Annotated in this window: 14 protein-coding genes and 1 pseudogene; 11 read left to right on the top strand and 4 right to left on the bottom strand. The window is 65.0% G+C overall.

Features of this window, described 5'->3' with window-relative positions; all coding sequences use genetic code 11:
* Nucleotides 1–4: 4 nt before the first annotated feature.
* The 9 genes and pseudogenes from BM397_RS11890 to BM397_RS11850 all read left to right on the top strand — a co-directional run.
* Entirely contained in the window at nt 5–1,672 is a 1,668-nt protein-coding gene (locus BM397_RS11890; protein WP_092424222.1) for a right-handed parallel beta-helix repeat-containing protein, read from the top strand.
* Between the two features lie 2 nt (nt 1,673–1,674).
* Nucleotides 1,675–3,153 carry an MBOAT family O-acyltransferase gene (locus tag BM397_RS11885; protein ID WP_092424220.1) on the top strand — a complete coding sequence of 493 codons (1,479 nt, stop codon included), beginning with the start codon at nt 1,675–1,677 and terminating at the stop codon, nt 3,151–3,153.
* Nucleotides 3,154–3,184: 31 nt separating this feature from the next.
* Nucleotides 3,185–4,429 carry an alginate O-acetyltransferase AlgX-related protein gene (locus BM397_RS11880; RefSeq protein ID WP_176806610.1) on the top strand — a complete coding sequence of 415 codons (1,245 nt, stop codon included), beginning with the start codon at nt 3,185–3,187 and terminating at the stop codon, nt 4,427–4,429.
* Nucleotides 4,419–5,237 (top strand): hypothetical protein, encoded by an 819-nt coding sequence (locus BM397_RS11875; protein WP_143015367.1) that lies wholly within the window; start codon nt 4,419–4,421, stop codon nt 5,235–5,237. Before BM397_RS11880 ends, BM397_RS11875 begins: the two co-directional genes overlap by 11 nt.
* Nucleotides 5,234–6,601 carry an alginate O-acetyltransferase AlgX-related protein gene (locus BM397_RS11870; protein WP_092424214.1) on the top strand — a complete coding sequence of 456 codons (1,368 nt, stop codon included), beginning with the start codon at nt 5,234–5,236 and terminating at the stop codon, nt 6,599–6,601. The genes BM397_RS11875 and BM397_RS11870 overlap by 4 nt, the downstream gene beginning before the upstream one ends.
* Nucleotides 6,602–6,603: 2 nt before the next feature.
* Nucleotides 6,604–7,248 carry an alginate O-acetyltransferase AlgF gene (locus tag BM397_RS11865; RefSeq protein ID WP_092424212.1) on the top strand — a complete coding sequence of 215 codons (645 nt, stop codon included), beginning with the start codon at nt 6,604–6,606 and terminating at the stop codon, nt 7,246–7,248.
* 16 nt (nt 7,249–7,264) lie between these two features.
* On the top strand, nt 7,265–9,994 hold the full coding sequence (locus BM397_RS11860; RefSeq protein WP_092424210.1) for a tetratricopeptide repeat protein: 2,730 nt from the start codon (nt 7,265–7,267) through the stop codon (nt 9,992–9,994).
* Entirely contained in the window at nt 9,991–11,103 is a 1,113-nt protein-coding gene (locus BM397_RS11855) for an alginate lyase family protein (RefSeq protein WP_092424208.1), read from the top strand. The genes BM397_RS11860 and BM397_RS11855 overlap by 4 nt, the downstream gene beginning before the upstream one ends.
* A gap of 210 nt (nt 11,104–11,313) precedes the next feature.
* Nucleotides 11,314–11,730, top strand: a pseudogene (locus BM397_RS11850) (IS256 family transposase); the annotation flags it as partial.
* Between the two features lie 169 nt (nt 11,731–11,899).
* On the opposite strand, the gene BM397_RS11845 reads toward BM397_RS11850, so the two are convergent.
* Nucleotides 11,900–12,361 (bottom strand): Lrp/AsnC family transcriptional regulator, encoded by a 462-nt coding sequence (locus BM397_RS11845; protein ID WP_092424206.1) that lies wholly within the window; start codon nt 12,359–12,361, stop codon nt 11,900–11,902.
* 243 nt (nt 12,362–12,604) lie between these two features.
* On the opposite strand from BM397_RS11845, the gene BM397_RS11840 reads away from it, so the two are divergent.
* Both BM397_RS11840 and BM397_RS11835 read left to right on the top strand, forming a co-directional pair.
* A complete protein-coding gene (locus BM397_RS11840; protein WP_092424204.1) occupies nt 12,605–13,675 on the top strand; it encodes a Leu/Phe/Val dehydrogenase in 1,071 nt (356 codons plus the stop codon).
* Between the two features lie 228 nt (nt 13,676–13,903).
* Complete coding sequence (locus tag BM397_RS11835) at nt 13,904–14,293, top strand: DoxX family protein (RefSeq protein ID WP_092424202.1); 390 nt, start codon at nt 13,904–13,906, stop codon at nt 14,291–14,293.
* Between the two features lie 74 nt (nt 14,294–14,367).
* On the opposite strand, the gene BM397_RS11830 is transcribed toward BM397_RS11835, so the two are convergent.
* The 3 genes from BM397_RS11830 to BM397_RS11820 all read right to left on the bottom strand — a co-directional run bounded on the left by BM397_RS11830 (nt 14,368) and on the right by BM397_RS11820 (nt 17,581).
* Nucleotides 14,368–14,763 (bottom strand): DUF2147 domain-containing protein, encoded by a 396-nt coding sequence (locus tag BM397_RS11830; protein WP_092424200.1) that lies wholly within the window; start codon nt 14,761–14,763, stop codon nt 14,368–14,370.
* A gap of 33 nt (nt 14,764–14,796) precedes the next feature.
* On the bottom strand, nt 14,797–15,627 hold the full coding sequence (locus BM397_RS11825; protein ID WP_092424198.1) for an SDR family oxidoreductase: 831 nt from the start codon (nt 15,625–15,627) through the stop codon (nt 14,797–14,799).
* Nucleotides 15,628–15,790: 163 nt separating this feature from the next.
* Nucleotides 15,791–17,581 (bottom strand): acyl-CoA dehydrogenase C-terminal domain-containing protein, encoded by a 1,791-nt coding sequence (locus BM397_RS11820; RefSeq protein WP_092424195.1) that lies wholly within the window; start codon nt 17,579–17,581, stop codon nt 15,791–15,793.
* Nucleotides 17,582–17,600: the final 19 nt, after the last annotated feature.

The following is a 17,600-nucleotide window of genomic DNA, read 5'->3' as shown; positions in this document are numbered from 1 at the left end:
AGTGATGCAGCAGCGATTGTCCCCCATGCCGCCCTCCATGATCGGCGCGGCCCGCGCCCGCCAAGGGACCTGTGGGGTTCTCATGGGCTTGATGATCGGAACCGCGGTGGTCTTCGGCGGCACAGCTGCTCTGGCCGCCGAGAGATTGGTGCCGATCGTGACCACGCCCAAACCGAGCCTTCAAATGGAGGCTCGCAAACCGGCGGCTGCGTCGCTTGGCGCTCTGTCGAGCGATCGTCTCACGGGCCTCGTGCTCCCGGGGGTTTCCTCCGGCGATCTGTCGGCTCTGTCCCAGTCCTCCGACGCGAACAGCCTTCGGGAAGGTGCGCGCCTCCTGTGGGGCGAGCTCGGCCTCGAAGGGGACGGCGGTGATACGACGGAGCACGCGCCGTCGCAAAGTGTGGCATTCCCGACCATTTCGGGGGTGCCGGAGGTCTCGACAGGTTCCGCGGCCCTGGCCCTGACCCGCTTCACGTCGCTGTCGGGTCCGGTCGCGACCGGAGCAATCGAGTCCGCATCGGACGGTGATGACGCCATCTACCTCGAAAAGGGCGCGGCGACGATCGACGGCTTGGTTGAGGCTCGGACACCGGGGATCATCCGTGCGCAAAGCGGCGTCATCCTGACGCGACCGCTGGTGATCTGGCCGGGGGCCAGCCTGCAGCTCAGCGAGGGCGAGGCTCTTTATTTGTCGCGTGAAGACGGCGCATACCTGCTCGCATTTGGTGAAATGTCGGTCGATGGCGCAACGATCGCGTCGACCACATCGCACAACCCTCGGGTCTCACATTTCGCACCGTTTGTCGCGGTGGCGGGGCAGGGCGTCTTCCGGTCGAACCATGCCCGCTTTGTTGGCCTTGGCGCCGTTTCGGACCGGGATGCCGGACAGGCCGACAGCATGTCGGGGCTCTCGATTTCCGCCGGGCTGCTGTACCGGCCGGATCAGACGTCCCGCATTCTCAACAGCCGGTTCGACGACGTCCATCTGGTCGCAGTCAGCGGCGTTCAGGACACCGTCGTGAGCGGCAATGATTTTGCAGGGCAATACGCTGGCGGCCTGAAGGTCGAAGACAGCCCGCGGGCGCTTGTTTCAGGCAACCGCATGACGACGCCCGGTCTCTATGCGGCGATGCACCTGAGGAACCTCTCGGAAGCGCACATCGAAAGAAACACAATCGCCTCGGCCAAGGGCAAAGGCATTCTGATCGACGGTTTCAGCCGGTCGCTGACAATCGACGGAAACGTGGTCGCCAGCGCCGCGGGGGCCGGGATCGAATTGCGCGGCACAACCTGCAGCGAGCTGACCTCGAACCTCGTCCTGGCATCCGGCGGCAATGGCATCGAACTGAGCCGGACCGGTGATGTCGAAGCACGTCGGAACGTTGCGCTGTTCAACGGCGCGGCGGGTGTTGCGATGTCGGACCAATTGCCGGGAAGCAAGCTGGCTCTCGCGAGCAACCTGATCGGGCGCAATCGCGAAGGCGTGCGCGGCGCGGGGCTGTCCGACCTCACGCTGAAAGGCAACCGGCTGCCGAACCAGATGCCCCGTCTTCTGGGGGGGGAGCTGGGCCTGAACCAGAGCCCATGGCTGGCGGCGCGCAAGGAAAATCAATCTTTCAACTTCTCCAACGGCACACGGCAGGCCGCATCCACCGCGTGTGAAGGGATCTGACAATGGTCTTCGCTTCCGAAACCTTCCTCTTCCTCTTTCTGCCGCTCTTTCTGGTGGCCTACTACCTGACGCCGTCCAAAGGTCGTAACCTTACAATCCTTCTGGGCAGCTACGGCTTCTATGGCTGGTGGCGGATCGACTTTTTGTTCCTGCTCATCGCGACCACGGTCTTCACCTGGATCTGCGGGCGCATGGTCGACAAGCGTCGGGACGAGGGGCGGGCAAAGCCGTGGCTGGTTCTGGGTCTCGTCGGCAATCTCGGTGTGCTGGGGATCTTCAAGTATCTCGGCTTCTTCATGGACAGTCTGACCGGAGCGTTCGGAACAACGCCGGATCAGATCGGCTTTCACTGGCAGATCATCCTGCCGATCGGCGTCAGCTTCTATGTGTTCCAGTCGATTTCCTACCTCGTCGATGTATGGCGCAAGGACGCGCCGGCGGACACCGGCCTGATCGACTTCGCGGCCTTCATCGCGCTGTTCCCGCAGCTGATCGCCGGACCCATCCTGCGCTTCAAGGATCTCGCCGACCAGTTTCGCGACCGTCGCCATACGTCCGAGATGTTCACCGACGGCATGGCGCGCTTCGTGATCGGCCTGTCCAAGAAGGTCCTGTTGGCCGATGCCGTGGCACCGCTGGCGGACCTGGCTTTCAACAATCCTGACCCGGCCTCCCCGCTCGCCTGGCTCGGCGCCGTGGCCTACATGCTGCAGCTCTACTTCGACTTCTCGGGCTACTCCGACATGGCGATCGGCCTCGGCATGATGATGGGCTTCCGCTTCACCGAGAACTTTGCGACGCCCTATATCTCGCGGTCGATCACCGAGTTCTGGCGCCGGTGGCACATCTCGCTGTCGGTCTGGCTGCGCGACTATCTCTACATCCCGCTCGGCGGCAACCGTCACGGCACTGCCCGGACCTACTTCAACCTGTGGATCGTGATGGTGCTGGGTGGCATGTGGCACGGCGCAAACTGGACCTTCCTGGTCTGGGGGGTGTGGCACGGAACCTGGCTGGCCCTGGAACGTGCGCGCTTCGTGCCGCGCGGGGATGGCCCCCTGTCGCTGGCGCGCACCCTTCTGGTGGTGCTGATCGGCTGGGTGTTCTTCCGGGCGGCGGACATGGGGCAGGCCTTGGATGTGTTCGCGGGCATGGTCGGACTGCACGGCATGGTGATGCCCTTCGACATCGCGGTGCAGATCCGGACCGAACAGCTGATCTTCCTGTGCATCGCGCTGCTGATCGCTGCCTTCGAGCCGAGGTTGAACCTCTGGGTGCGGTCCATCTGGGCCAGTGCACCGGGCGGCACGATGGGCGGCGGCGCCCCCGAGGTGGCCGGATCGGGAGGCGCGGCCAGCGTCGCTTCGACCAATACCCTGGGCGCGGTTCTGTCCAGCTTGGTGATCGCAGTTCTGCTGGTCGCCTGCGTTCTCCGCATCGCCGAAGCCTCTTCCACCCCCTTCCTCTACTTCCAGTTCTGAGGCGAGACCTATGATCGTAACGATAGCACGCATGGCCATACCCGCAGCTCTCGTCGCCTACTCGGCGTGGAGTGCCTCGGAAGCGCTGCCGAACGTCGGGGCGCGGATAGAGCAGGCGCATTGGACAGCCAGATCCTGGTTCGACGGAAAGGCAACCGCCGCCATCGACTCGACGTGGAGCGATGCACTGCCGCATCGAGACTTTGCCTCCGGGATCGTCGGCGCCGGGCGCTGGCTGGCGCTGGGAGAAGGCAAGGAGGGTGTGGTGCCCGGCCGCGACGGCTGGCTGTTCACCGCCGAAGAAGCACGCTCGATGCCGGAGCCGCTTTCGGCGAGCCTCGCCCGCATCGAGGTCCTGGAAGAGACGCTGCGCGAAATGGGCGTCGCTCTTACGATCGTTCCGCTTGCAGGCAAGGCCGACATTTACCGCGATGAAACCCGCAACCCGTCGATGGCCAATGATCTGGAAGCCCGCTACGACGAGGTGCTGGCCTCGCTGCGTGCGATGGGCATCGACACCGTCGACAGCCGGACCGCGCTGGTGATCGAAGCCGAGGTCTCGCAGGTCTTCTACGCGTCCGACACGCACTGGACACGCGACGGCGCGGCAGCGGTGGCGCGGGCGATCGCTGCCGACCTTCCGAGCGGCGACGCCGTGTTCGAGCCTGTCGAAACCGGGACGGTCGCGTTCCATGGGGATCTGACCAAGTTCATCACCACCGAGAATTACGCCAACGCAATCGGTCTCAAGGAAGAAACGGCACGCCTGTTCAAGGCCGAGGCCGCCGCGGCGGACAATGGGGAGGATATCTTCGGCTCTGGTGATGATCTCTTTGCGGCCTCTGCCCTGCCGACTGTGCTGGTCGGGACGTCCTATTCGGCGAACCCGGACTGGTCCTTTCAGGAAAGCCTCAAGATCGCGATGCAGAGCGACATCGTGAACTATGCCGAAGAGGGGCGCGGCCCCGTGAAGCCCTTCCTCAAGATGCTCGCCGACCCTGCGTTCCGCGATGCGCCTCCGCAGCGCGTCATCTGGGAAATTCCCGTCCGCTACCTGTCCGACCCCGGCATCTGGGAACCGGAAGAGGCCCAGAAGGATCAGGCGATCCTCGCGGGTGGCATGCTGACCGACGAGTTGGCGCGCATCGACGCGGACGCGCCGACGAGCCTGCAGATCGCAGAGACCCTGCAGGCTGCCTTGACCGACGCCGCAGGGCAGACCGGCCAACTGGCCTCGCTCGATCTGAACAACAAAGGAGAAACCCATGTCGACTGAGACAATCCTGACCCATCGGACCGTCGCGACATGGTCCTCCTTTCCCGAACACACCCGGTCTACTTGTCGGAATAATCCGACCGGTCTTCGCTCAAGGTCGGGTGTGGTGCTTCTCCTCGTTGGTCTGGGCTTCGGCCTCATGGTCAGCCCGGCCAGCGGGGAGAGCATTTCATCGCCATTCGGTATCAATGCGACACGGGAGCTGCCGAGCGCCCGGTTGCGACAGACCCGCCGCGACATGCTTGAAGACCGGCATGTAAGCTACGGACGGCTTCGGAACCTCGCGGATGCGGGCGACGGGCTCGCGGCATGGGCCGTTGGTCAGAAGCTCGAGGCGATGGACCGTCCCGAGCTGGCGTCCGACATTGCGCATTACTACGCCACTTCCGTGATCAGCGGACGCCTTTTCGCGACGTCCCGGCTCGTTGATGCGCTCGATGTCGGGCTCGAGGCCAATGCGTTCGAGAACCAGCCGGCCCGTTTGCGCAGCATCGGCAATGCGCTCGAGTTTGCGGCCAGCAACGGCGAAGCCAAAGCGGCGGCACGGCTTGCCCGCGCCTGGCAGGACGGCGACGTCTTCGGAACGACCGATACCGAGAAGAGCGAGCGCTATGCACGCATGGCGGCAGCCGACGGGCAGAATGATGCCATCGAGCTGATCGTCCGCCAGAAGATCGCGGCGCGCGATATCGAAGGCACCAAGGAAGCCATCAACCTTGCCGGTTCGGTGAACGATCTGGGAATGGTTGCGCTGGGACAAAACCTGCTTCGCCAAATGCAATCTGATCAGGCAGGGGAAATCGAATGACCCTCACTCACCGTTCCAATCTGACCGTTTTCGCCATGGTCGCGCTCGGGCTATGCGGGGCCGCTTCGGCGGCCGCTGCGCAAGAGTCCAGCTTTGGCTGTGCCGGCCTGGAACAATCCAGTCTGGTGCGTGCCGAAGAGGGCAAGGATGGCGTGTTCTATCGCGTCGCGACCGATCTCACGATGGGACAGATCATCAACCACCGCGCAGCTGATGCGGTCGCCCGCATCGCCCGCGCCCTGGAAGAGCAGGGCACGACCCTGATCTTCGCGCCGGTGCCGACGAAAGGGCAGGCCATGCCCGAAGACCTCCCGTCGAAGTTCGTCACCACCGGGTATGACGTCGAAAAGGCCCGTGCCGAATACGCGGTGTCAATCGAGAACCTGCGTGCGAGCGGTGTCGTCACCGCCGACCTCCTGACACGGATGCTGGATACATTCGATCCGGCGGAGGTCGCCAAGTACGGGACGGAAAACACGCCGTTGTTCTTCCGGTCCGACTACCATTGGACCTCTGAAGGCGCGCGCCGTGCGGCGCGGGCCGTGGCTGATCAGATCGTCGAACACCCGGGCTACGGTGATCTTACCCCGAGCAGCTATCAAACGCGGCAGGTCGGCGAGCTCGAAGGCTTTTCCAACATGCGCCGTGCGATGCAGCGCCAATGTCGTGAACCCCTGCCCGAAGTGGAAACCTTGGGCTTTGAAACCAATGCGGACACGACCCCCGAGCAGGACGACGCCGGCCCGCTCGACATCTTTGCGGATGCCGAAGAGCAGAGCCAGGTCGTTCTGCTGGGGACGTCCTTCTCGGACAACCCGACCAACAACTTTGCGGGCTGGATTTCCCAATACTCGGGTCTCGAGGTGCTGAACTATGCTGTGACCGGTGGTGGCCAGTACGGGGCGTTGATCTCCTATCTGACGTCGCAGGACTATCTGGAGCAGCGCCCCCGCTTCATCGTCTGGGAAAACCCGATCTACACCGATCTGCTGCAGTTCGGCACAGGCCCGGTCGAAGAACTGACGGCGGCTGCTTCCGCGGCCTGCTCCGATCCCCTCAAGGTCACCGCCACCTCGGAAACCCTCGAAGCGGAGCTCGGTGGCGCGACGTTCGACACCGATGATGCGATCCTGGCCCGCTTCGGGTCCGAAGGGCCGCGGAACGCGGAATTCACCCTCGTGACCACGGATGGCGTGTCGCGCCGCTACTTCTCGAACCGTGATGACCGCCTGCGGGCGACCGGAAACTTCTGGCTGGGGCTCGGGCCCTACGTCGATCTGCCGATCGAGAGCATCAAGGTTGCTTTCGATCGCCCCATCCCCAACGGCGCAAGCCTGAGCCTCTGCCCCAACTTTGGAGAATGAAGATGAGCGACTTCACCTCGACCAAAATCCGCACTGTAGCTTCCGCGATTGCCATGATCGTATTCGGTCAGGCCGCGGCGGCGCAGGACTCCCAGCTGTATGACAACGCCGCAAATCCCGACGCGGGCTACCTGCGCGTCGTCGCCGTGCGGGATGCGTCGGCCATCATCGCCGGCGAGAATTTCTCGGACCTGGGGGAGGGTGTTTCTCCATATGTGACCATCGAAGAGCCCGGCACGGTCGACGTCTCTGCCGCGGGCATCGACGGAACTGCCGAGATTGCCAAGGGCAGCTGGAACAGCTGGTTGGTCACCGCAGACGGCAAGGGTGTTCTGGTCACCGATCCGCTGGGTCACAGCCCGGCCCAGGCCGACCTGACGTTCTACAACATCTCCGACAAGCCGGCCGTCGACCTTTACGTCCCTGCCGCCAAGCGCGTGGCGCTGGAGGGGGTAGGCGAAGGGAGCGGCGACTGGGTTGCCCTCAAGGCCCCGCTGTCTCTCGATTTCGAGGCGCGCAGCGGGGACGAGACGCTGGCGGCTGCGTCCGACGTGGCGCTGGCACGGCGCGAAGGCACCACCTTGGTGTTCAGCGGGACCAACGGAAACTACGAGCTCGTGGCGCTGAAAGCGTCGCAGGTCAATTGAGCCAGGGGTGGAGCGAATGATGAACGTTACCCCGATGCGCATCAGGCCGCTTCTGCAGAGCGCGCGGTCTGCCTTGCTGGCTGGAACATTCCTGGCTGTCGCCGCCCCGGCGATGGCCGCGGCACCGGTGAAGGTCGATTTCGAACCGCCGCAGATCGATGCGCAGCCGGTCTGTGAAATCCGGGCGCCCGACAGCGTGATCACGACCCGTTGGGACGGTTGGGATGGTCAATCCCTCTCTGGCATGGACTCGACGCTTGTCCGCCGCGACATGCGCCGTCTCATGGCGATCGACCCCGTGAAATGGCTGCCGGTGGGTGAAAAGGTCGTTGCGCTCCTGCCGACGATCGACGCGACCTACGACGGCGACAAGCAGTTGATGGAAACCATCGAGATGCGGCTCGAGGCTGGCCAGGCGGCGGACGTCCGCGCCGAGGGGCTGATCGAGAAAGCTCTAGCCTCGACGGCTGCCGAACAACCGCAGAACCAACGTCGCCTGGGCGAATGGCTGATGCAGGGCAAGGGTGTCGCGCCCGACCGGGACCGGGGTCTGCAACTGATCGTTGCCGCCGCCCGTGGAGGAGATGCCAACAGCCTGCTGAGCATCGCCAGCTTCCAGCAGCGCGGCATCGACGTGCCGAACTGGAACGTCGAACCGAAGATGACGGTCATGATGGGCTTTGCGTCGCAGGTCGGTCGGCTGGACGAGACCATTTGCGATCGTGTCGTGAACATCGCACGCGCCTACCGGAACGGCGACATCGTGCAGGTGGACAATGAGCTGTCCGAACGGTGGTTCCGCTTTGCTGCGGACCTCGGCAGCCCCGACGCCGCGTGGAGCGTTGCGGACATGCACCTGCGTTCGGAGGAGATCTCGAAGGACAACGAGGTGATGCTGCACTACCTTGGCATCGCCGCGACGGGCGGTGATCCGAATGTGCTCATTCAACTCGGTCGCCTGTATGAAGATGGCGCGTTGCTGGAGCGCGACCTGACGCAGGCCGAGGAGCTTTACCAGCGCGCAGCCGCATCGGGTGATCGTGCCGGCATGGGCCGCCTGACGCTGTTTCTCGACAGGCTGCGCGAGGGCAATCCGGCCCGCACCGAGGACTATGACAAGGCGCTCTCAGCGCTTATCGAGAGCGAAAATGCGCCTGGCTGGGCCTATCCCAAAGCCGCGGATCGCGTTTTGGCACGCGAAGGTCGCTGGGCGGGTGAACAGAAGGCCATGGACTATTATGCCAAGGGTGTCGCCCTCGGTGATCCGGAAGCGATCCGGCAACGGGCCCTGCTCAACATCGGCCTCGGGGATGCAGAGTCCTTCTATTCGGGCATCGACGACCTGATCTTCTCCGTGGAACAGATCGGCCGCTCGGGTCCCGTTAACGACTTGGTTCAGGCAAATCTGTGCAAGGCACCCGATGCGCCTCTTGTCGATCGGGTCGGCTATTGGCAGTCGCTGGCCGGGGCCGAAACCGAGGCACCGGACCCCACGCTCGGGGAAACGCTCGTCCAAGCCAAAGATGGCGTTGCCCCCACCTTGCCATTCCACATGATGAGCACGGTCCTCGACCATGCGCAGGCCGTTCTTTCGGTGGATGCCTCGGCCAGCGACCTGATTGCTTTGGCGTCAAACGAGGCAATCTCTGCCGAAGAGCAATCCTACTGGTCCTTGATCGCCGCCCGTGCCGCGGCCGTCTCGCCCACGGATGGTAAAGGATGGGTCGATGCGCTCGGGGACAATCTGGCACTGCGCTTCGTGGACCGCTTCCCGCAAGGCAAGGACGCCGAAGCGATCGCGCTGCAACTGGCCGACCAAGGATACGGTCGTGCCATGACTTTGCTGACGACGATTAATCCCGAGACTTACCCGGACCCCACAACGCTCGCGAGAACCTTTGCCCCGGTGATCGAAGCGCGCGGCGATTTCGAAGCGAGCCTTCTTGGTCTGCGCTACTTGGACAGCCTCTCGGACGACCAGAAGGCCAGTCTGATCCGTCATGCGCGCGCGGCAACCACCTGCACCTTCAGCGAAGGGCTGCAGATGGCCGAAGTGCTCGCGGAACACGGCTCGCCGGATCAGTTCGCGCAATGGGTGCGGATCTCGAAAGAGCTGGTGAAAACCGAAAGCGCATGGTCGCACACGAATCTCGGGGATCTCATCATGGCGCACGCCGATATGCTTGGTGACGATGCCGCCGAGGATGCCCGCAACCTTTGGCTGGCCGGGTATGAAAAAGGTGATCGTCCCGCCGTGTTCCGCCTGATGACCGAGGTCGAACAGCCGGAGACGCCGGGCTACGATCCCGAAAAGGCCGCGGAATACTATGTGGCCCTGGCGGAACGTTCTGCCCCTGATCAGCTGCCTTCGGTGCTGGACAAACTCGCGAATGCGCAGGCGGACATTCGGCAGGACGTCGAGACGCGGGTCGATACCAGCGCTCTGTGGCTCGCGGCTGCAAAAGCCGGCTCTTCGGAAGCCATGCTGCACCATGCGCGCGAGTTGCGTGCTTCTGCGAGCAATCAGGCGGATATCAGCGAAAGCGGCGAATGGCTGCGCCGCGCCGCGAACGCCGGCAGCGCTGCCGCGATGGTCGAGCTTGCCCGTAGCCTCGCCTTCGGCATTGGCGCCGAGGCCGATCCCGAGGCGGCGCGCGACTGGCTTCAGAAGGCTGCCGCCCTAGGTAACGAGGACGCTGTTTCACTGATGAACTCGATGCAGATCGCGGAGGTCGCTACACAATGAAGGGAACTGCACTCACAACGCTGGCGGTTCTGGCTGCGCTCCTGCCAATGAGCCCCTCATTCGCGCAGGAGGACGAAAAGGCCCCCGGGATCGATCCGGTTCAACTGTCCGATACGGACGCGTCGGATCCGGAAACGGAGGAGGAGGCGACCGCGGATGCGGGCGATGAGTCCGATTGCATGGCGCCGGTCGACCCTGTCGTGTCCCTGAGCTACGGCAGCCGATACACCGAAGACAGCGAAACCCGGTCGGATTTCGACGAAGACGCCAATGCTGCGGTGAACGCGGCGCTGGAGCCGGTCGATGATTTCATTTCGGACCTGACGCGCGAAAGCAATCGGGCTCTGACCCGATCGGGAGACCGTGGCGTTGCGGCCGCGGAATGCCTCTACGAACGCCTCTTGCCCTGGGCCGAAGCCGACGCCCTGTCGGATTTGACCACGATGAACGCGAACATCTCGGCTCCGAGCCGATTGGGCGGGATTGCCTTCGCCTACAGCAATGCGCTGACCGTGGCTGAACCGACCGAGGAACAGCAATCGGTCATCGAAGGCTGGCTCGAGGATCGAGCGAAGGCGACCATGACGTACTTCGACGAGGAAGCGCCCCCCCGCGCGTCGCGGAACAATCTGCGGCAATGGGCGGCGATGGGCGTGACCCGGATCGGCCTAACGACGGGAGACGAGGACCTCGTCGAGTGGGGGCGCGAGACCGTCGAATATTCCGCCTGCATGGTGGAAGAGGACGGCGCACTGCCCTTGGAAATGGAGCGTGGCGATCTTGCGCTGCACTACCAGATGCACGCCGTACAGGCGCTGGTAATCACGGCAGCCCTGCTTGCAGAGGAAGATCCCGAGATCTTCGACGCCTGCGATGGCGCGATCAAGAAGGCTGTCGACTACACGCTGGACGGTTTTGACAACCCTGAAAGGATCGAGGCGCGGACCGGCCGCGAGCAAAAGATCGATGACGCGCCGGAGAACTTCGAAATGGCTTGGGCCGTCGCCTATCTTCGCTACCAGAGTGACCCGGACCTCGAGGAGCAGATCGCCGACATCGACAATCTGTCGAACTCCAAACTCGGAGGCGACCAGCGTCTGATCTGGTGATCTGCCACCGGATCCGGATGATGAGGCCCGCGTGAAACTGCCGTCCCGGCGACGGCAGTTTCAAGAATGTCCGGAGCACGTCGCCAGTTTGTTCTCAGTTCCTGTCGACCCTGCAGCGGGGCTTAACCGGGACCACGCGTCGCCTTCATGTATGCGCACCTCGAAACGCGATCCCTATCGCCTGCGTCCGCAGGGGGGAGGAGCTGGGACGAGGTGCTTGGCATGGCGCCCGACACCTTCGAAGCCGAGCCCTTCTGAACCGGATTTCTCCGCGATCTCGTCCGTCGTGGCCTTGGCTGCGTGAAGCTCGTGGGCCGCTGCTCGGCAAGCAATTGCGCGGCGATCTCGCGTGAGAAAGCGCTGCGTATGAGGGCATCAGGGCCGCCACCATCCGGCTCCTGTCCACGACCGTGCAGCGCCGCGTTCGCCACTGGTCTTGGTCTTCATTGCTTGTGCCTTCGCCCGGCCTGGGCCTGCGGCGGGGCAGGCGCAGTTGCGGCTTGTGGCGGACCAGATGCGCGGCAAGCTCGCGAACGCGGCTGGGGGGCATCCTGGCCTGCATGACCTTCCCGACCGAGCCTTGCGCCAAGCTTCCACGCACCACCCCCGATCAAGCGGCAGAACGGTGCCTCAACCGAGAAGCCGTCGCGCAGATCACGCAAAGGGGGCGGTCAGGTCAGGGAGGTGGCCGAGCGGTTGAGTGCAAGGCAGGGCTCGCGCTTTCCATCGAAGAAGTTCGTGAAGACGTCGTCAGGTGACGCTGAGATGGCCGCCGAAAGACGGCGACCATTGCGCCTTAGGGAATGCGCGCTCTTTCGACGAATTTGCGCAGGGCAAATTGCGTGCGCACGTTGCGGACGCCGGGGATCTTCATCAGCTTGTTCTGCAAGACCTGCTCGTACTCCTCGAGGTCCCGGACCAGCACCTCGAGCAGGAAATCCTGAGACCCGGTCATGAGCATGCCCGTCACCACCTCCTCAATCCCGGCTGCGGCCTTCTGGAACCGCTCGACGTCCGCCGCATCGGAGCGCTCCAGTTCCACCGAGACGAAGGCCGTGACACCGAAGCCCGACGCCTTGCGATCGATCTTTGCGACATAGCCGCTGATCAGGCCTGAGTCCTCGAGCCGCTGCACCCTCCGCTTGCAAGGCGTCGGCGACAGGCCGATCTTCTCGGCGAGATCGACGACGGTGATCCGGCCGTCGTACTGCAGGGCCCGAAGGATCCTCCGATCGAGCTCATCCAGCGCTATCGGCATGACATCTCTCCCGTGCGTGCGTCAGGCGCAGAGCGCGTGGCGGTGATTCCGCTAGCCATGGCGACATCTGCGCGCCTTCTGGCGCATGATGGCAGCTAGTGGAGAAAAGGTCTCTACGAATTTCATGTTTCGTGGAGAAAACCTGCCAAGCTTTGGAAATAGCCCCACCACTTTGGCGGAAAGCGCCGCACAGCTCATGCGATACTAAGTGCAATCACCGGCAGAGCGGCTTTGGAGGATCACATGGCACTGAAACTTGTCGAGGAACTGGCCCCCGCGGGCTACGAGCGGCTTGTCTATATCGAGGACGAAGAAGCCGGGCTGCGCGCCTTCGTCTGCATCCACTCCACCGCCTGTGGCCCGGCGGTCGGCGGCTGCCGGATGTGGAATTACGCCACCCTGGACGAGGCGCGGACCGACGTGCTGCGGCTAGCCGCCGGCATGACCCACAAGAATGCCATGGCCGGCCTCGGCCTGGGTGGGGGCAAATCGGTCATCCTCGGAGATCCGCGCAGCGACAAGACCGAGGCGCTCTTCCGCGCCTTCGGGCAGGCCATCGAGAGCTTCGGCGGCAGCTACTACACCGCAGAGGACGTCGGCATCTCGCCCGAGGACATGGCCATTGTCGCCAAGGAGACCTCCTACGCGGTAGGACTCGACGACGGTGCCCACGCCAGCGGCGACCCCTCGCCCTTCACCGCCGAGGGCGTGTTCCAGTGTCTGAAAGTCGGCGCGCGCGCGGTGTTCGGCACCGACGATCTGACGGGCCGCCGCGTGCTGGTGCAGGGCCTCGGCCACGTCGGCTGGAGCCTTGCGGAAAAGCTCCATGCCGCTGGCGCGCAGCTGCTGGTTTCTGATGTCAACGTTCAGGCCGTCGAGACCGCCCGTGACACTCTGGGTGCGGAGGTCTGCGCGCCGGATGAGGTCTTTGCGCAGGAGATGGACATCTTCGCGCCCTGCGCCCTTGGCGGTGTGCTCAACCGCGAGACCGTGGAGCAGCTGACCGCCCGGCTCGTCTGCGGCGCGGCGAACAACCAGCTGCTGGAGCCGTCGGTTGCCGGTGACCTGCTGAAGCGCGATTGCCTTTACCTGCCGGATTACGTCGTCAACGCCGGCGGCATCATCAGCGTGGCCAGCGAAGTGCACCGCGCCGGTCCCGAGTATCGCACCGAGCGGCTCGCCCAGATCGCCAGCCGCGTCGCGCAGATCATCGAGATCAGCCGCAAGGAGCGCATGACGACGATCGCGGTGGCGGACCAGATGGTTGCCGAGATCCTGGCCTCCGCGAAGGGCAAGGTCGCGGAAGCCGTCTGAGGCGAACATCGGGTCTTGCGCGGACCTCATCTGTGGCCCCGTTGCTCCAAAGGCGGCGGGGTCGCAGGCATTGGAGCCAGTGACCGACCCGGCCCCCGGTGCGGCGGGCGCCTGACGACATGGAGCTAGGTCGGACCTCGGTTCTGCGGTATCATCGCATCCGACGTTTCAACCCCGTGGATCGCCGGGCGACGCGCCCGTACGTCCGCGGATGAAAGGAGCCCAAGCATGTCCGAGGGGATTTCCGGCCGCTGGGGCGCGGCCATGTTGAGTGTGCTGCGCATTGTCTCGTCACTCATCTTCCTGCTGCACGGTGCGCAGAAGCTGTTCGGGTTCCCGCCGACGGAGCAACGGCCGCCCTTGTTCTCGCTGATGGGCCTTGGGGGTGTTCTGGAGCTGTTCGGCGGGCTGCTCCTGCTCGTCGGGCTCTACACGCGGCCGGTGGCCTTCGTCCTCTCGGGCATGATGGCGGTGGCCTATTGGATGTTCCACGCGCCGCAGAACCTGTTTCCCACGGTGAACGGCGGCGATGCCGCGATCCTCTATTGCTTCCTGTTCCTCTACTTCGCGGTGGTGGGCGGAGGCACGTGGAGCCTCGACGCGGCGCGCAAGTCCTGAGCTATGGCCCCCCGGGCGCCAAAGCCGGGGTTGGCCCCTCAGGGAACTCCGCCCGTGTCTTGCAGGTGCCGGCGTTACTCAACGCGACTCCAGGTCTGCCCGCGGCAGATGCCGAAGACACAGCCATAAACCTTCAGCCGGTCGCCGGTGAGTTCCATCCTGGAGTTGTACGTCCTGTCGCGGTCGGGGGCCCAGATGCGGCCGGAGTCGTATTTCCCCGCGCCTTCGGGCTGCATGTCCCAGACGATCTGCCGCCCGACCGTGTCGGAGGGGATCGTCGAGCCGTCCGCGCCGAAGGCGCGGCTCAGTGTGCCGCAGATCTTGCTGCCGCAGGGCGCGATGGTGACGAAGCCGAAGTGGCCATCGTCGCCCGGCTGGGTCTGCCAGGTGCCGAGCACCGGATCCGCGGCGAGGGCAGGGGTCGCGACCAGCGCAAGGAGGCAGGCGAAAGAGGTGAAGCGTTTGATCATGGGCAGTCCCCGGAAATCGAGCGTGTGATGCGGTCAGCTGTCTGACGCGACGAAGAGATCGGGCAGCAGCGGCTCGGAGGGGTCGACGGCATAGCCCGAGAAATCCTCGACGCCCTGCGCGCGCAACACCTCCTCGTCGATGAAGAAGTTGCCACTGCAGTCTTTCGCGGGGCGGGTCAGGATCGCATGGGCGGCATCGGCGACGATCTGCGGCGTGCGGCAGTTCTTTGGCTGGACCGCGCCGCCGAGCATGGCCAGCGCGGCGGTGTCGATGACCGTGCGGGGCCAAAGCGCGTTGGCGGCGATGCCGAAGCTGCGGAACTCCTCGGCCCAGCCGAGCACGCAGAGGCTCATCCCCATCTTCGAGATCGTGTAGGCGACATGCGGCCCGTACCAGGCCGGGTCGAGCGAGGGCGGCGGCGAGAGCGTCAGCACATGCGGGTTCGCGGCCTTCTTCAGCGCTGGCAAGCAGGCGCGGGTGACCGCGAAGGTGCCGCGCATGTTGACCTGCATCATCAGGTCGAACCGTTTCATCTCGGTGTCGGGGGTCGGCGTAAGGGAGATGGCGCTGGCATTGTTGACCACGATGTCGATACCGCCGAAGTGGTCCTCGGCCTTGCGCACGGCCTCGGTCACCGCCGCGTCGTCGCGGATGTCGAGCTGGAGCGGCAGGGCGCGCCCGCCGTGCGCCTCGACCTCGGCCGCGGCATCCTCGATGGTGCCGGGCAGCTTGGGGTGCGGGGTGACGGTCTTGGCCGCCAGCACCACGTTGGCGCCGTCACGCGCGGCGCGCAGCGCGATGGCCCGGCCGATGCCGCGGCTGCCGCCGCTGATGAAGAGTGTCTTGCCGCCGAGATTTTCCATTCCGTTCACTCCTTGTCCCACCTGTTCCCGTCCGGCGCTTTCCGGCACCTCGGGCAGGGCACTGCTCCGGTTTTCTGCGCGCCGCGCGGTGAGCGGCGCGCCGGCTGCGCGAGACGCGGGAACCGAGGCTTTCGCCATTCGGTTCCCGCGTCCGGCTCCCCCTTCAGAAGGCTGCTTCGTCCAGCGCCATGAGGGTCTGGCCGCCGGCCATGATCTGCGACAGCAGCGCGCCGGTCTGCGGCAGGACCCGCTCCATGTAGAACCGCGCCGTGACCTGCTTGGCGGCATAGAAGCCGTCGGCATCGCCGCTTTCCCGGCTTTTGGCCATCGCGGTCTCGGCCATGCGGGCCCAGAGATAGCCGAGCGCCGTCAGGCCGAAGAGCCGCATATAGTCGGTCGCCGCGGCCCCGGCCTCGTCCGGGTTGGCAAGCCCCCGCTGGGCGACGGTGCCGGTTGCGGTCTGCAGGCGACCGAAGGCCTTGGCCAGCGGCGCGATGTAAGGCGCCATCTCGGGTGTTTCGGCGTGGCCTTCGATGTACTCCGCCACCGGGTGGAAGAACCGCCGCAGGTAACGCCCGCCGTTCGCACCCAGCTTGCGGCCCACGAGGTCGAGCGCCTGAATGCCGTTCGTGCCCTCGTAGATCTGCGTGATGCGCGCATCGCGGACGTATTGCTCCATGCCGTGCTCGCGGATGTAGCCGTGCCCGCCCAGCACCTGCATCCCGAGGTTGGCGTTCTCGAAGCCGAGGTCGGTGAACAGCGCCTTCACGATCGGGGTCATCAGCGCCACGAAATCCTCCGACGCCTTGCGCACTTCGGGCTCGGGGTGGCGCTCTTGCTTGTCGAGCTCCTTGGCCACCCAGACCGCCATCGCCCGGCAGCCCTCGGTCGCGGCCCGTTGCAAGAGCAGCATCCGGCGCACATCGGGATGCACGATGATCGGATCGGCGGGCTTGTCGGGCGCCTTGGTCCCGGTCAGCGACCGGCCCTGCAGACGCTCGCGGGCATAGGCGACCGAGCCCTGGTAGGCGGCCTCGGCCAGCCCTAGCCCCTGCCCGCCGACCGCGAGGCGTTCGTTGTTCATCATGGTGAACATCGCCTGCAGCCCCTTGTGCGGCGCACCGACCAGCCAGCCCTGCGCCTCGTCGAAGTTCATCACGCAGGTCGAGGAGGCCTTGATCCCCATCTTGTGCTCGATGCTCGAGCACATCACGCCGTTGCGCTCGCCCGGGGTGCCCTCGGCGGTGGGCAGGAACTTCGGCACGACGAAGAGGCTGATCCCGCGCGAGCCCTTGGGGGCATCCGGGAGCCGCGCCAGCACCAGGTGGATGATGTTCTCGGTCAGGTCATGCTCGCCGGCGGAGATGAAGATCTTGGTGCCGGTGACGCGGAAGCTGCCATCGTCCTGCGGCTCGGCCTTGGTGCGCAGAAGTCCCAGGTCGGTGCCGCAATGCGGCTCGGTCAGGCACATGGTGCCCGACCATGTGCCGTCGACGAGCTTGGGCAGGTAGGCCCGCTTCAGCTCCTCCGAGCCGTGGCTGTGCAGCGCAAGGTAGGCACCGTGCGACAGGCCGGGATACATGCCGAACGACAGGTTTGCCGAGCAGATCATCTCGGTCACCAGCACGTCGGCGGCGGCGGGCAACCCCTGTCCGCCATATTCCGGGTCGCAGGTGATCGCCGTCCAGCCACCTTCGCGGAACTGGCGATAGGCCTCGGGGAAGCCGGCGGGGGTGCGGACGACACCGTTCTCCAGCCGGCAGCCTTCCTCGTCGCCGGAACGGTTGATCGGGTGCAGCACCTCGGCGCAGATCTTGCCGGCCTCTTCGAGGATCGGATCGATCAGGTCGGCGGTGAACTCCTCGAACCCGGGCAGCTCCGCCAGATCGTCGCAGCCCAGCAGCTCGTGGTAGACAAAGCGCATGTCGCGCAGGGGGGGCGTGTAATCGGCCATCGTCGTGATGTCCCTCTTG

Source organism: Alloyangia pacifica, from assembly GCF_900116195.1.
GTDB lineage: Bacteria > Pseudomonadota > Alphaproteobacteria > Rhodobacterales > Rhodobacteraceae > Salipiger > Salipiger pacificus.
The sequence above is the reverse complement of the archived record's forward strand: the minus strand, read 5'-3'. Positions and strand labels throughout refer to the sequence as shown.